The sequence below is a fragment of the Streptomyces sp. VNUA24 genome (assembly GCF_029167005.1).
GTDB lineage: Bacteria > Actinomycetota > Actinomycetes > Streptomycetales > Streptomycetaceae > Streptomyces > Streptomyces scabiei.
In genome coordinates, this window is sequence record NZ_CP119143.1 from 9,204,621 (window position 1) to 9,219,475 (window position 14,855).

Here is a 14,855-nt window from a genome sequence, read left to right on the forward strand (position 1 = left end):
ATTGCACCGCCCCCGCAAGACGACGAGCGGATGATCGGATACAGTCCGCCGCGTGTCCCCGAACCAACACCCACCCGCCAACTCCGCACCCGACTCGCACTGTTCGAGATGCGGAGCGCCCTACGGAGAGGGCGTGTCCGGCTGGCCCCGCACCTGCGCGGCCTGCCACACAGTGGCCTACCGCAATCCGCTTCCCGTCGCGGTGGCTCTCCAGCCCGTGTACGACACCAAGGGCACGGCCCTCGTCGTGATCACACGGACCATCGCCCCCGCGCGCGGGGGCACCGCCCTTCCCGGCGGCTTCATCGACCACCGGGAGGACTGGCGGCACGCCGTCGCCCGTGAGCTGAAGGAGGAGACGGGCATCTGCGTGGCCGACCGCGACGTACGCCTCGCCGACGCCATGAGCTCGCCCGACGGCCATCTGCTGCTGTTCGGGCTGCTCCCGGAGCGCCCGGCCGCCACGCTGCCGCCGCCCGTCGCGACGGACGAGACGGAGGGCTGGCACCTGCTGCGCAGGCCCACCGAACTCGCCTTCCCCCTGCACACCCTGGCCGTCCGGGCGTTCTTCGAAGGCCGCTACATCTGAGCCCGGCCCCCACCCGAGCCGAGCAGGCTCACCCCTGACCGAGCCCGCGTACCCGCACCGGATACGCGGGCTCGACCGGACCCTCGTCCCCGTCCCGTTCCACCACCACGCGCGCCCCCTGCCGGCGCGCCGTGTACCGCTCGACCTCCGGCTCGTCCCAGCCGTCGCCCGCGTCCGGCACCACGAGCCCGCTCCCCGTCCGCCCGCGCGCGGGTGCCCACACCTCCAGCTCCAGGCCGCCGTCGGCGCCCCGGACCGGCAGCACGGCACCCGCGCGCGCGAGTACCGGAATCCGCGACAGGGGCGCGTCGACCAGCACCTGCCCCGGCCCCTCGAACGCCTGCCCGGTCACCGTGTCGTACCAGCGTCCCCTCGGCAGCCGCACCGCACGCCGCTCCACGCCGGGCTCCAGCACCGGCGCCACCAGCAGAGCGTCCCCCAGCAGGAACGCGTCCTCGCAGTCCCGCAGCGCCCGGTCCTCGGGCGCCCCCCACCACAGCGGACGCACATAGGGCGCCCCCGTACGACGGGCCAGATGGGCCAGCGTCATGAAGTACGGCAGCAGCCGCCGCCGCTCGACGAGCGCCGCGCGCGCGTACCCGACGACCCCCTCCCCGAACTCCCACGGCTCCCGCCACCCCGCCCCGGAACCCGCACCCGCACGCGTACGGAACAGCGGCAGACGGGCGCCGAGCTGGAACCACCGCAGATACAGCTCCTCCGACGCACCCCCGTCGGACCCGCCCACGTCCCCGCCCGCGTACGGCACCCCGCACAGACCGAGCCCCAGCGCCAGCGCGAGCGACGCCCGCAGCCCGGCCCAGCCCGTCGCCACGTCCCCCGACCACGTCCCCCCGTAGCGCTGGACGCCGGCCCACCCGGAACGCGAGAGCACGAACGGCCGCTCCCGCGGCACCAGTTCGCGCAGCCCCTCGTAGGCGGCCCGGGCCATGCACAGCGCGTACACGTTGTGCGCCTCGCGATGGTCGCCGCCCCGGCCCTCCAGATCGTGCCGGGCCGACCGGGGCAACGTGTGCCCGCCGAACGCCGTGAACGACGTCGGCTCGTTCCTGTCGTGCCAGAACCCGGCGAACCCCTGCGCCAGCCGCTCCTCGTGGAGACCACCCCACCACGCGCGCGTCGCGGGGCGCGTGAAGTCCGGGTAGACCGACTCGCCGGGCCTGACGACACACCGCACCACCTGCCCGGCGGCATCCCGTACGAAGGCGTCCCCGGCCGTTCCGGCGTCGTACACCGCGTCACCCGGCCGCGCCCGGACCGCCGGATCGACGACCGACACCAGCCGGATCCCGTCGCGCCGCAGTTCGTCCGCGAGATCCGGCAGCTTGGGGAACCTCTCGGCGTCCACGGTGAACGCCTGACGGCCCTCGTGGTGGCCGGCGTCCAGATGGACCGCGTCCAGCGGCAGACCGTGCTCCCGGTACCCCGCGACCGTCCGCCGCACCTCCTGCTCGTCACCGAGACCCCGCCCCGCGCGATGATGCCCCAGCGCCCACGCGGGCGGCAGCGCCGGAGCCCCCGTCAGGGCGGCCCAGGCATGCAGCACGCGCGCGGGGGTGCCCACGATCACCCAGCAGCGCAGCGGACCCCCGTCCATCCGCAGCTCCGACGTGCCGGCCCGGTCGTGCCCGGACCCGGCCCCCTCCTCGCCCTCGCGCAGCGTCACCGTCCCGTCCCAGGTCGTGTCGTGGAACACCAGATGCGTGCCCGCGTCGGCCACCACCATCTGCACCGGCATCGTCAGGTACAGCGGATCGTCACCGGGCGCGAACGGGCGCCCGGGGTCGGTGTTCCACAGCCGGTACGTCCCGCCCCGCAGCCGCGGCCCCGCCGCCCGGCCCCCCAGACCGAAGAACCGTGCGTCCGCCCCCACCTCGGAACGCTGCACCCAGCGCGCCTCGCCCGCACCGACCGGCTCCCACCACCGGGGCGGCAGGTCACGCCGCAGCGTCACCCCACCGGGCGTACGCACCTCCACGGCACCGACCCGCGACACCACGACCGTCACCCGCTCGGCGACGACCCGCCAGCCGCCGTCCTTGTCCGGCTCCAGGACGGCCCGCGGATCCGGCTCCGGGCACCGGCCCGCGAGCGCGTACGACGGCTCGGGACCGGCCCCGTCCCAGCCCCAGAACACCGCCCCGTTCACCTCGACGGTGACCCGCAGCGCCGACCGGCCGAACCGGACGACCCCGCCGCCCGGCCCCGGCTCCGCAGCCACCACCACCCCGGGCACCCGAGCCCGCTCGGCACCCCGCGCCGGCAGCGCGGCAGCGTCGGCACGCCTCCCGCGCCACGCGGCCCGCACGGTCCGCAGCCCCTCGGCCACCCCCGCCGAACCGATCGCCTTCACCGAACGCACCAGGTCACGACCGTCCATGCTGCTCACCCTGCCACTGCCCGGCCCATTTGTGTGAGTCGTTCAACTACCGTTCACCCGTGGTCCGGGCACATGTTCACGCAGCCGTCCGTCCGCGGCCCACCCTGGTGCGGAAGTCGATCACATGGCATCGTCCGTGTCAGCCGCGTACACGCGCACACCCCTGCCCGTACGCGCCCGCCGCAGACCACGCGCACAGCCCGGGAGCCGCCCCATGACCTCAGCGAACCCCTCGCCGCTCTGGCAGCCCGACGCGGCCCGCGTCGCCGGCGCCCGGATCACCGCGTTCCAGTCCTGGGCGGCCGCACACCACGGAGCCCCCGCCGAGGGCGGCTACCCGGCCCTGCACCGCTGGTCCGTCGACGAACTCGAGACGTTCTGGAAAGCCGTCACGGAGTGGTTCGACGTACGGTTCTCCACCCCCTACGCGCGCGTGCTCGGCGACCGCGCCATGCCCGGCGCCCAGTGGTTCCCCGGCGCCACCCTCAACTACGCCGAACACGCCCTGCGCGCCGCCGGCACCCGCGCCGACGAACCGGCCCTGCTCCACGTCGACGAGACCCATGAGCCCCGCCCCGTGACCTGGTCCGCACTGCGCCGCCAGGTCGGCTCCCTCGCCGCCGAACTGCGAGCCCTCGGCGTACGCCCCGGAGACCGCGTCAGCGGCTACCTCCCGAACATCCCCGAGGCCGTCGTCGCCCTCCTCGCCACGGCCGCCGTCGGCGGCGTGTGGACCTCCTGCGCCCCGGACTTCGGCGCCCGCAGCGTCCTCGACCGCTTCCGACAGGTCGAACCCGTCGTCCTGTTCACCGTCGACGGCTACCGCTACGGCGGCAAGGAGCACGATCGTCGCGACACCGTCGCCGAACTCCGCCGCGAACTGCCCACCCTGCGCGCGGTCGTCCACATCCCCGTCCTCGGCACCAAGGTCCCCGAGGGCGCCCTGGAATGGTCCGCGCTGACCGCCGCGGACGTCCCGCCGGTCTTCGAACAGGTCCCGTTCGACCACCCGTTGTGGGTGCTCTACTCCTCCGGCACCACCGGCCTGCCCAAGGCCATCGTCCAGTCCCAGGGCGGCATCCTGGTCGAACACCTCAAACAGCTCGGCCTGCACTGCGACCTCGGGCCCGAGGACCGCTTCTTCTGGTACACCTCCACCGGCTGGATGATGTGGAACTTCCTCGTCTCCGGCCTCCTCACCGGCACCACCGTCGTCCTGTACGACGGCAGCCCCGGCCACCCCGACACCGGCGCCCAGTGGGGCGTGGCCGAACGCACCGGCGCCACCTTCTTCGGCACCTCCGCCGCCTACGTCATGGCCTGCCGCAAGGCCGGCGTCCACCCGGGCCGCGACCACGACCTCTCCCGCGTCCGGTGCGTCGGCACCACCGGCTCCCCGCTCCCGCCCGACGGCTTCCGCTGGCTCCACGACGAGGTCCGCGAGGACCTCTGGATCGCCTCCGTCAGCGGCGGCACCGACGTGTGCTCCTGCTTCGCCGGAGCCGTTCCCACGCTCCCCGTCCACATCGGCGAACTCCAGGCCCCCGGCCTCGGCACCGACCTCCAGTCCTGGGACCCCAGCGGTGAACCCCTCATCGACGAGGTCGGCGAACTCGTCGTCACCAACCCGATGCCCTCCATGCCGATCCACTTCTGGAACGACCCCGACGGCAGCCGCTACCACGACAGCTACTTCGACACCTACCCCGGCGTCTGGCGCCACGGCGACTGGATCACCCTCACCTCACGCGGCTCCGTCGTCATCCACGGCCGCTCCGACTCCACCCTCAACCGCCAGGGCGTCCGCATGGGCTCGGCCGACATCTACGAAGCCGTGGAACGCCTCCCCGAGATCAAGGAATCCCTCGTCATCGGCATCGAACAGCCCGACGGCGGCTACTGGATGCCCCTCTTCGTCCAGCTCGCCCCCGGCGCGACCCTCGACGAAGCCCTTCTCGGCCGCATCAAGCGGACGATCCGCGAACACCTCTCACCCCGCCACGTCCCCGACGAGGTCATCGAGGTCCCCGGAGTCCCGCACACCCTCACCGGAAAACGCATCGAGGTCCCCGTCAAACGACTCCTCCAGGGCACCCCGCTGGAAAAGGCGGTCAACCCCGGCTCCGTCGACGACCTCGACCTCCTGCGCTTCTACGAGAACCTGGCCCGCGAACGCGCCTGACCGTCCCCACGAGGCCGCGTTGTCAGTGCCCCCGATTACTGTGAGTGAGCATTGATCGACGGCTCGCACAGGGGGAAGCCATGACACGCACCAGCCACCCGAGCACGCGCCAGGCCCTGCGCCGCGAGATCGCGGGCACCATCGGCCTGCTCACCGACGAGCACGACTTCCGCACGATGCGGCGCTACCGCAGCTTCGCCTTCGACGACCACCCGACCTACCTCCGCCAGGTGGAAGCCCTGCTCCGGACCCTCGCCGAGCAGGGCAACCACACCACCGTCGCCCTCTTCGACCCGGAGGAGTACGCCGCGTTCTGCGCCGACACCGGCCTCGAACCCGACACCCCCTCCAGCCGCACCCGCTTCACGGCCGAACTCGCGGCCACCGGCGCCGCCGTCCCCTACGAGGGACAACCCCTCACCGAACTCGTCCCCGACCTCATCGACGAAGCCGTCCGCCTCGCCACCTGGGAGTACGCCACCACACTCCTCGCCCAGATCGGCGACTGCGCCTCCTGCGGCGAGGACATCGGCCGCGCCGCCTTCGCCCGCGCCATGCACCTGCTCCGGCGCGTCCTCGACACCGCCGGCCCCGGCGAACGCCACCTCGTGTGCAGCGTCTCGGCCGAACCTCAGGCGCTGGCCGCCGTCCTCCAGGCCGACCGCGACGAGGAAGGGGCCACCCGGCTCGACGAGGCGGAAGCCCTGGAATTCGCCACCGTCCTCGCCCTCGGCCTCGCCACCCGAAGCCCCGGCGGCCTCGTCATGCGCACCACCGCCCCGGACGCGACCGACCGCGTCTACGGCTGGCGGCTGCGCGGCGACGGCCTCGAACCCCTCACCGCCGGAGAGGTCTTCGACGCCTACTGCACCGACGTGGAATCAGGAGACCTGGTCTCCCCGGAGTCCGGAGTCGACTACTGCACCCCGCCCGACCTCGGGCACGACACCGCCGGGGGAGGCCCGGCCGGGAACGGACACACCCACTGAACGGGCGAGGGGCGCCCCACCCCCGGGTGGAGCGCCCCTCGGCACCGACCGCTCGTCGCGGACTACTCGCCGGACAGCACCGCCTGCGCAGCGCCGCGCGCCTCCTCGGCCGTGTCCGCCGCACGCGCCGCGGCCGCCGCGCGCTCGCACTGCGCCAGCGTGTACTTCGCCAGCGTCCCCCGCACATACGGAATCGACGCCGCCCCCATGGACAAGGAGGTGACCCCCAGACCCGTCAGCACACACGCGAGCAGCGGATCCGAAGCCGCCTCACCGCAGACCCCGCAGCTCTTGCCCTCGGCCCGCGCCGCCTCGGCGGACAGCGCGACCAGGTCGAGCAGCGCGGGCTGCCACGGGTCCTGCAGCCGCGACACCGCGCCGACCTGCCGGTCCGCCGCGAACGTGTACTGCGCGAGGTCGTTCGTGCCCAGCGAGAGGAACTCGACCTCCCGCAGGATCGACCGCGCCCGCAGCGCCGCGGACGGGATCTCCACCATGGCGCCGAACTTGGCGTGCAGCCCCGCCTCACGACACGCGTCGGCGAACGCCCTGGCGTCCGTACGGTCCGCGACCATCGGCGCCATGACCTCCAGATGGACCGGCAGGCCCTCGGCCGCCTTCGCCAGCGCCGTCAGCTGGGTCCGCAGCACCTCGGGGTGGTCGAGCAGCGTCCGCAGCCCGCGCACACCGAGCGCCGGGTTCGGCTCGTCGGCCGGCGTCAGGAACTCCAGCGGTTTGTCGGCACCGGCGTCGAGCACCCGCACGACCACGCGCCCCTCCGGGAACGCCTCCAGCACCTGCCGGTACGCCTCGACCTGCTTCTCCTCCGACGGCGCCGTCCGGCTGTCGTCCAGGAAGAGGAACTCGGTACGGAACAGCCCGACGCCCTCGGCCCCGGCCTCCACCGCCGCCGGCACGTCGGCGGGACCGCCCACATTGGCCAGCAGCGGCACCCGGTGCCCGTCCGAGGTCGTCCCCGGCCCGCTCGACGCAGCCAGCGCCGCCTTCCGCTCCGCGGCGGCGGCCTCCAGCGCGGCCCTCTTCTCCGCTCCGGGATTCACGAAGATCTCACCGGTGCTGCCGTCCACGGCGATGACCGTGCCCTCGGCAAGCTCGCCGGCTCCCGGCAGCGCGACCACGGCCGGCACCCCGAGCGCCCGCGCCAGGATCGCGCTGTGGCTGGTGGGTCCGCCCTCCTCGGTGACGAACCCGAGCACCAGCGTCGGGTCGAGCAGTGCCGTGTCCGCGGGCGCCAGGTCACGGGCGATGAGCACGTACGGCTCGTCGCTGTCCGGCACACCCGGCATGGGCACCCCGAGCAGTCGGGCGACGATACGATTCCGCACGTCGTCGAGGTCGGCGACACGGCCCGCGAGGTACTCACCGGCCCCCGCCAGCAGCGCGCGGTACGCGGCGAAGGCGTCGTAGACAGCGCGCTCCGCCGTGCTCCCCACGGCGACACGGCGTTCCACGTCCGCCATCAGCTCGGGATCCTGGGCCATCAGGGCCTGGGCCTCCAGCACGGCCTGCGCCTCGCCCCCGGCGAGGTTGCCGCGCGCCGTCAGATCGGCGGCGACCGCGTCCACGGCCTTCCGGGCACGCCCCTGTTCGCGCTCCGCGTCCTCCGGAGCGATCTGCTTGGCGGGCGGCTCCAGCACCGCCGTTCCCATGTGCCGAACCTCGCCGATGGCCACACCGTGACTCACACCGACGCCTCGCAGCGTTGTCTCCATCTCACCTGTCTCCGATAGTGCGGCGGGCCCCGCCACCGCGGTGGTTGTCGAACGTGCGGGCCGGTACGGCCCCGATGTCACCGCCAGCCGAACAGCGCGTCGCCGGACGCCACCTCGCCGTCCTCGCGGAGGTCGAAGAGGGAGTCGGCCGTGGCCTCAAGCGCCACGACGGGACAGATCGGGGACTTGCCCGCGGCCTCGACCGCGGCGGGGTCCCAGCGCACCACGGCCTGTCCCCGCCGCACGGTGTCGCCCTTGTTGACGAGCAGCTCGAAGCCCTCACCGTTGAGCTGAACGGTGTCGATGCCGAGGTGGATCAGCACTCCATGGCCTTCACCGTCGACCACGACGAACGCGTGCGGGTGCAGGGAGACGATGACTCCGTCCACGGGGGCGAGGGCCTCCCCTGCCTCACGCACGGGGTCGATCGCCGTGCCGGGACCGACCATCGCCCCCGAGAACACGGGGTCCGGTACGGCGGCCAGTCCGATGGCGCGTCCTACAAGAGGGGACGTCACGGTGGTCATGGGAAGCCTCCAGGGTGGAGTGATCAGCAGCGCAGGTCGGTGAAGGACCCGTTCCGCACGATAGCTCCGCACGAGAGGTCTAGACCACCCCTGCGCGGGATTTGCCCCTGCTCCGGCGCCCCATGTACAGTCGTACTCCTGCCTGGGGGTGAGCGACACATTGTGTCCGTGCCCGGCAGAACCAAACTCGGTCAGATCCTTCTCGGGGTCACCTTCTGCATGTCCGCAGGACGGTGGTCAAGAGGCCGGAAAAACGCTGATAGAGTTTGGAACACCGAAGGGAAGCGCCCGGAGGAAAGCCCAAGAAAGTTCTTGGGTGAGTACAAAGGAAGCGTCCGTTCCTTGAGAACTCAACAGCGTGCCAAAAATCAACGCCAGATATGTTGATACCCCGTCTCCAGCATTCGCTGGGACGAGGTTCCTTTGAAATAAACACAGCGAGGACGCTGTGAACCATCGGACTATTCCTCCGGTGGTTCCGCTCTCGTGGTGTCGACCCGATCACGGGTAAACATTCACGGAGAGTTTGATCCTGGCTCAGGACGAACGCTGGCGGCGTGCTTAACACATGCAAGTCGAACGATGAACCACTTCGGTGGGGATTAGTGGCGAACGGGTGAGTAACACGTGGGCAATCTGCCCTTCACTCTGGGACAAGCCCTGGAAACGGGGTCTAATACCGGATACGACACTCTCGGGCATCCGATGAGTGTGGAAAGCTCCGGCGGTGAAGGATGAGCCCGCGGCCTATCAGCTTGTTGGTGAGGTAACGGCTCACCAAGGCGACGACGGGTAGCCGGCCTGAGAGGGCGACCGGCCACACTGGGACTGAGACACGGCCCAGACTCCTACGGGAGGCAGCAGTGGGGAATATTGCACAATGGGCGAAAGCCTGATGCAGCGACGCCGCGTGAGGGATGACGGCCTTCGGGTTGTAAACCTCTTTCAGCAGGGAAGAAGCGAAAGTGACGGTACCTGCAGAAGAAGCGCCGGCTAACTACGTGCCAGCAGCCGCGGTAATACGTAGGGCGCGAGCGTTGTCCGGAATTATTGGGCGTAAAGAGCTCGTAGGCGGTCTGTCGCGTCGGATGTGAAAGCCCGGGGCTTAACCCCGGGTCTGCATTCGATACGGGCAGACTAGAGTGTGGTAGGGGAGATCGGAATTCCTGGTGTAGCGGTGAAATGCGCAGATATCAGGAGGAACACCGGTGGCGAAGGCGGATCTCTGGGCCATTACTGACGCTGAGGAGCGAAAGCGTGGGGAGCGAACAGGATTAGATACCCTGGTAGTCCACGCCGTAAACGGTGGGAACTAGGTGTTGGCGACATTCCACGTCGTCGGTGCCGCAGCTAACGCATTAAGTTCCCCGCCTGGGGAGTACGGCCGCAAGGCTAAAACTCAAAGGAATTGACGGGGGCCCGCACAAGCAGCGGAGCATGTGGCTTAATTCGACGCAACGCGAAGAACCTTACCAAGGCTTGACATACACCGGAAACGGCCAGAGATGGTCGCCCCCTTGTGGTCGGTGTACAGGTGGTGCATGGCTGTCGTCAGCTCGTGTCGTGAGATGTTGGGTTAAGTCCCGCAACGAGCGCAACCCTTGTTCTGTGTTGCCAGCATGCCCTTCGGGGTGATGGGGACTCACAGGAGACTGCCGGGGTCAACTCGGAGGAAGGTGGGGACGACGTCAAGTCATCATGCCCCTTATGTCTTGGGCTGCACACGTGCTACAATGGCAGGTACAATGAGCTGCGAAGCCGTGAGGCGGAGCGAATCTCAAAAAGCCTGTCTCAGTTCGGATTGGGGTCTGCAACTCGACCCCATGAAGTCGGAGTTGCTAGTAATCGCAGATCAGCATTGCTGCGGTGAATACGTTCCCGGGCCTTGTACACACCGCCCGTCACGTCACGAAAGTCGGTAACACCCGAAGCCGGTGGCCCAACCCGCAAGGGAGGGAGCTGTCGAAGGTGGGACTGGCGATTGGGACGAAGTCGTAACAAGGTAGCCGTACCGGAAGGTGCGGCTGGATCACCTCCTTTCTAAGGAGCATCTAGCTGCCGCAAGGCAGCCAGGGCCACAACGTCGGCGAACGTCCGACGGTGGTTGCTCATGGGTGGAACGTTGATTATTCGGCCGGTTCGTCGGGCCGGAGGCTGTGAGTACTACCCCTTGCGGGTGTGGAAAGCATGATCTCCGGACGGGGAGTGGTCGGGCACGCTGTTGGGTGTCTGAGGGTATGGCCGTACGGCTGCCTTCAGTGCCGGCCCCGGTAAAGATTCGCGTGAAGCGGGTTGTGACGGGTGGTTGGTCGTTGTTTGAGAACTGCACAGTGGACGCGAGCATCTGTGGCCAAGTTTTTAAGGGCGCACGGTGGATGCCTTGGCACCAGGAACCGATGAAGGACGTGGGAGGCCACGATAGTCCCCGGGGAGTCGTCAACCAGGCTTTGATCCGGGGGTTTCCGAATGGGGAAACCCGGCAGTCGTCATGGGCTGTCACCCTTGCCTGAACACATAGGGCAAGTGGAGGGAACGCGGGGAAGTGAAACATCTCAGTACCCGCAGGAAGAGAAAACAACCGTGATTCCGGGAGTAGTGGCGAGCGAAACTGGATGAGGCCAAACCGTATGCGTGTGAGACCCGGCAGGGGTTGCGTATACGGGGTTGTGGGATCTCTCTTCTGTCGTCTGCCGGCGGCAGGACGAGTCAGAAACCGTTGATGTAGGCGAAGGACATGCGAAAGGTCCGGCGTAGAGGGTAAGACCCCCGTAGCTGAAACATCAGCGGCTCGTTTGAGAGACACCCAAGTAGCACGGGGCCCGAGAAATCCCGTGTGAATCTGGCGGGACCACCCGCTAAGCCTAAATATTCCCTGGTGACCGATAGCGGATAGTACCGTGAGGGAATGGTGAAAAGTACCGCGGGAGCGGAGTGAAATAGTACCTGAAACCGTGTGCCTACAAGCCGTGGGAGCGTCGGATATGTGCTTGCACATATCTCGTGACTGCGTGCCTTTTGAAGAATGAGCCTGCGAGTTTGCGGTGTGTTGCGAGGTTAACCCGGGTGGGGTAGCCGTAGCGAAAGCGAGTCCGAACAGGGCGATTCAGTAGCACGCTCAAGACCCGAAGCGGAGTGATCTAGCCATGGGCAGGTTGAAGCGGAGGTAAGACTTCGTGGAGGACCGAACCCACCAGGGTTGAAAACCTGGGGGATGACCTGTGGTTAGGGGTGAAAGGCCAATCAAACTCCGTGATAGCTGGTTCTCCCCGAAATGCATTTAGGTGCAGCGTCGTGTGTTTCTTGCCGGAGGTAGAGCACTGGATAGGCGATGGGCCCTACCGGGTTACTGACCTTAGCCAAACTCCGAATGCCGGTAAGTGAGAGCGCGGCAGTGAGACTGTGGGGGATAAGCTCCATGGTCGAGAGGGAAACAGCCCAGAGCATCGACTAAGGCCCCTAAGCGTACGCTAAGTGGGAAAGGATGTGGAGTCGCAGAGACAACCAGGAGGTTGGCTTAGAAGCAGCCACCCTTGAAAGAGTGCGTAATAGCTCACTGGTCTAGTGATTCCGCGCCGACAATGTAGCGGGGCTCAAGCGTACCGCCGAAGTCGTGTCATTCCAGCAATAGGGCCAACGCCTGCTGGGATGGGTAGGGGAGCGTCGTGTGCCGGGTGAAGCCGCGCCGGAAGGCAGTGGTGGACGGTTCACGAGTGAGAATGCAGGCATGAGTAGCGATACAAACGTGAGAAACGTTTGCGCCGATTGACCAAGGGTTCCTGGGTCAAGCTGATCTGCCCAGGGTAAGTCGGGACCTAAGGCGAGGCCGACAGGCGTAGTCGATGGATAACCGGTTGATATTCCGGTACCCGCTGTGAAGCGTCAAACATCGAACCAGGCGATGCTAAGTCCGTGAAGCCGCCCCGGAGCCTTCGGGCAAAGGGGAGTGGTGGAGCCGACGAACCAGACTTGCAGTAGGTGAGTGATGGGGTGACGCAGGAAGGTAGTCCATCCCGGGCGGTGGTTGTCCCGGGGTAAGGGTGTAGGACGTCAGGTAGGTAAATCCGCCTGGCAATAGTCTGAGACCTGATGCCGAGCCGATTGTGGTGAAGTGGATGATCCTATGCTGTCGAGAAAAGCCTCTAGCGAGTTTCATGGCGGCCCGTACCCTAAACCGACTCAGGTGGTCTGGTAGAGAATACCGAGGCGTTCGGGTGAACTATGGTTAAGGAACTCGGCAAAATGCCCCCGTAACTTCGGGAGAAGGGGGGCCATCACTGGTGATCCGATTTACTCGGTGAGCTGGGGGTGGCCGCAGAGACCAGCGAGAAGCGACTGTTTACTAAAAACACAGGTCCGTGCGAAGCCGTAAGGCGATGTATACGGACTGACGCCTGCCCGGTGCTGGAACGTTAAGGGGACCGGTTAGTCAGGATTCGTCTTGGCGAAGCTGAGAACTTAAGCGCCAGTAAACGGCGGTGGTAACTATAACCATCCTAAGGTAGCGAAATTCCTTGTCGGGTAAGTTCCGACCTGCACGAATGGCGTAACGACTTCTCGACTGTCTCAACCATAGGCCCGGTGAAATTGCACTACGAGTAAAGATGCTCGTTTCGCGCAGCAGGACGGAAAGACCCCGGGACCTTTACTACAGTTTGATATTGGTGTTCGGTTCGGCTTGTGTAGGATAGCTGGGAGACTGTGAAGCTCGGACGCCAGTTCGGGTGGAGTCGTCGTTGAAATACCAGTCTGGTCGTGCTGGATGTCTAACCCGGGTCCGTGATCCGGATCGGGGACAGTGTCTGATGGGTAGTTTAACTGGGGCGGTTGCCTCCCAAAGGGTAACGGAGGCGCCCAAAGGTTCCCTCAGCCTGGTTGGCAATCAGGTGGTGAGTGTAAGTGCACAAGGGAGCTTGACTGTGAGACCGACGGGTCGAGCAGGGACGAAAGTCGGGACTAGTGATCCGGCGGTGGCTTGTGGAAGCGCCGTCGCTCAACGGATAAAAGGTACCCCGGGGATAACAGGCTGATCTTCCCCAAGAGTCCATATCGACGGGATGGTTTGGCACCTCGATGTCGGCTCGTCGCATCCTGGGGCTGGAGTCGGTCCCAAGGGTTGGGCTGTTCGCCCATTAAAGCGGTACGCGAGCTGGGTTTAGAACGTCGTGAGACAGTTCGGTCCCTATCCGCTGCGCGCGTAGGAATATTGAGAAGGGCTGTCCCTAGTACGAGAGGACCGGGACGGACGAACCTCTGGTGTGCCAGTTGTTCTGCCAAGGGCATGGCTGGTTGGCTACGTTCGGGAGGGATAACCGCTGAAAGCATCTAAGCGGGAAGCCTGCTTCGAGATGAGTATTCCCACCCACTTGATGGGGTAAGGCTCCCAGTAGACGACTGGGTTGATAGGCCAGATATGGAAGCCCAGTAATGGGTGGAGTTGACTGGTACTAATAGGCCGAGGGCTTGTCCTCAGTTGCTCGCGTCCACTGTGTTGGTTCTGAAACCACGAACAACCCCACGTTTCACAGAGCGTGGTGCGGTTGAGTGTTTCATAGTGTTTCGGTGGTCATAGCGTGAGGGAAACGCCCGGTTACATTCCGAACCCGGAAGCTAAGCCTTACAGCGCCGATGGTACTGCAGGGGGGACCCTGTGGGAGAGTAGGACGCCGCCGAACTCCTTTTACAGCTCTGGCTCTTGGGCATACCGCCCAGGAGCCAGAGCTTTTTTGCGTTGAGGTAGGGTCAGGGGGCATCGTTGGCTCATTTCCCACAGGAGGCCCCCGGGTGGAGGTACAGGAGACCCGGGTCCAGACGGACCGGGTCCTCACCATCCCGAACATTCTCAGCATGGCGCGGCTCGTCGGTGTGCCCGTCTTCCTGTGGTTGATCCTCTGGCCCGAGTTCGGCGGCCCCAAGGTCGACGGCTGGGCGTTCCTGGTGATCGCTCTCAGCGGCGTCAGTGACTATCTGGACGGCATGCTGGCGCGACGCTGGAACCAGATCAGCAGCCTGGGCCGGCTCCTCGATCCCGCGGCGGACAGGTTGTACATTCTGTCCACCCTGATCGGACTCACCTGGCGCGAGATTCTGCCATTCTGGTTGACCGCTGTACTTCTCTTGCGCGAGCTGGTGTTGCTCGTGATGGTCGGCATCCTCCGGCGGCACGGCTATCCGCCGCCTCAGGTGAACTTCCTCGGCAAGGCGGCCACCTTCAACCTGATGTACGCGTTCCCGTTGCTCCTGCTCAGTGACGGAAGCGGGTGGATCCCGTCACTCGCTGCTATTTTCGGATGGGCGTTCGCCGGATGGGGTACAACGCTGTATTGGTGGGCAGGGATCCTCTACGTGGTTCAGGTCCGCCGACTCGTCAGTGCGGACGCCATGGCCGATTGAGCCCGCCCGATGGGGCGGCCGTAGGTGGCCAGATGGCCCGCTTC

At 67.0% G+C, this 14,855-nt stretch carries 7 protein-coding genes and 3 rRNA genes; 7 read left to right on the forward strand and 3 right to left on the reverse strand.

All coding sequences use genetic code 11. The features are described from left to right. The first annotated feature begins 52 nt into the window (after positions 1 to 52). The gene (locus PYR72_RS39620; protein WP_275459754.1) at positions 53 to 589 is read left to right on the forward strand and encodes an NUDIX domain-containing protein; all 537 of its coding nucleotides are present in this window, start codon (positions 53 to 55) and stop codon (positions 587 to 589) included. A gap of 28 nt (positions 590 to 617) precedes the next feature. On the opposite strand, the gene PYR72_RS39625 is transcribed toward PYR72_RS39620, so the two are convergent. Then, positions 618 to 2,990, reverse strand: coding sequence for a glycoside hydrolase family 31 protein (locus tag PYR72_RS39625; RefSeq protein WP_275459755.1), 2,373 nt, complete (start codon positions 2,988 to 2,990; stop codon positions 618 to 620). 214 nt (positions 2,991 to 3,204) lie between these two features. Between PYR72_RS39625 and PYR72_RS39630 the strand changes: the two genes are divergently transcribed. Together PYR72_RS39630 and PYR72_RS39635 are read left to right on the forward strand one after the other, a co-directional pair. Further along, positions 3,205 to 5,172: an acetoacetate--CoA ligase gene (locus PYR72_RS39630; protein WP_275459756.1), complete on the forward strand. Its 1,968-nt coding sequence runs from the start codon at positions 3,205 to 3,207 to the stop codon at positions 5,170 to 5,172. A gap of 80 nt (positions 5,173 to 5,252) precedes the next feature. Then, the gene (locus PYR72_RS39635; protein ID WP_275459757.1) at positions 5,253 to 6,161 is read left to right on the forward strand and encodes a hypothetical protein; all 909 of its coding nucleotides are present in this window, start codon (positions 5,253 to 5,255) and stop codon (positions 6,159 to 6,161) included. Between the two features lie 62 nt (positions 6,162 to 6,223). Here PYR72_RS39635 and ptsP read toward each other — a convergent pair whose 3' ends face one another. Together ptsP and PYR72_RS39645 are read right to left on the reverse strand one after the other, a co-directional pair. After that, positions 6,224 to 7,894 carry a phosphoenolpyruvate--protein phosphotransferase gene (ptsP, locus tag PYR72_RS39640; protein ID WP_275459758.1) on the reverse strand — a complete coding sequence of 557 codons (1,671 nt, stop codon included), beginning with the start codon at positions 7,892 to 7,894 and terminating at the stop codon, positions 6,224 to 6,226. A 77-nt stretch (positions 7,895 to 7,971) separates the two neighbouring features. Further along, positions 7,972 to 8,421 carry a PTS glucose transporter subunit IIA gene (locus tag PYR72_RS39645; RefSeq protein WP_275459759.1) on the reverse strand — a complete coding sequence of 150 codons (450 nt, stop codon included), beginning with the start codon at positions 8,419 to 8,421 and terminating at the stop codon, positions 7,972 to 7,974. 514 nt (positions 8,422 to 8,935) lie between these two features. Here PYR72_RS39645 and PYR72_RS39650 point away from each other — a divergent pair. The 4 genes from PYR72_RS39650 (at position 8,936) to PYR72_RS39665 (ending at position 14,811) form a co-directional block, all read left to right on the forward strand. Next, positions 8,936 to 10,461, forward strand: a 16S ribosomal RNA gene (locus tag PYR72_RS39650). A gap of 308 nt (positions 10,462 to 10,769) precedes the next feature. Continuing rightward, positions 10,770 to 13,889, forward strand: a 23S ribosomal RNA gene (locus PYR72_RS39655). Between the two features lie 87 nt (positions 13,890 to 13,976). Then, positions 13,977 to 14,093 (forward strand): 5S ribosomal RNA (gene rrf / locus PYR72_RS39660). The 16S, 23S and 5S rRNA genes sit together here, the layout of an rRNA operon. Before the next feature lie 109 nt (positions 14,094 to 14,202). Next, positions 14,203 to 14,811 (forward strand): CDP-alcohol phosphatidyltransferase family protein, encoded by a 609-nt coding sequence (locus PYR72_RS39665; RefSeq protein WP_275459760.1) that lies wholly within the window; start codon positions 14,203 to 14,205, stop codon positions 14,809 to 14,811. Positions 14,812 to 14,855: the final 44 nt, after the last annotated feature.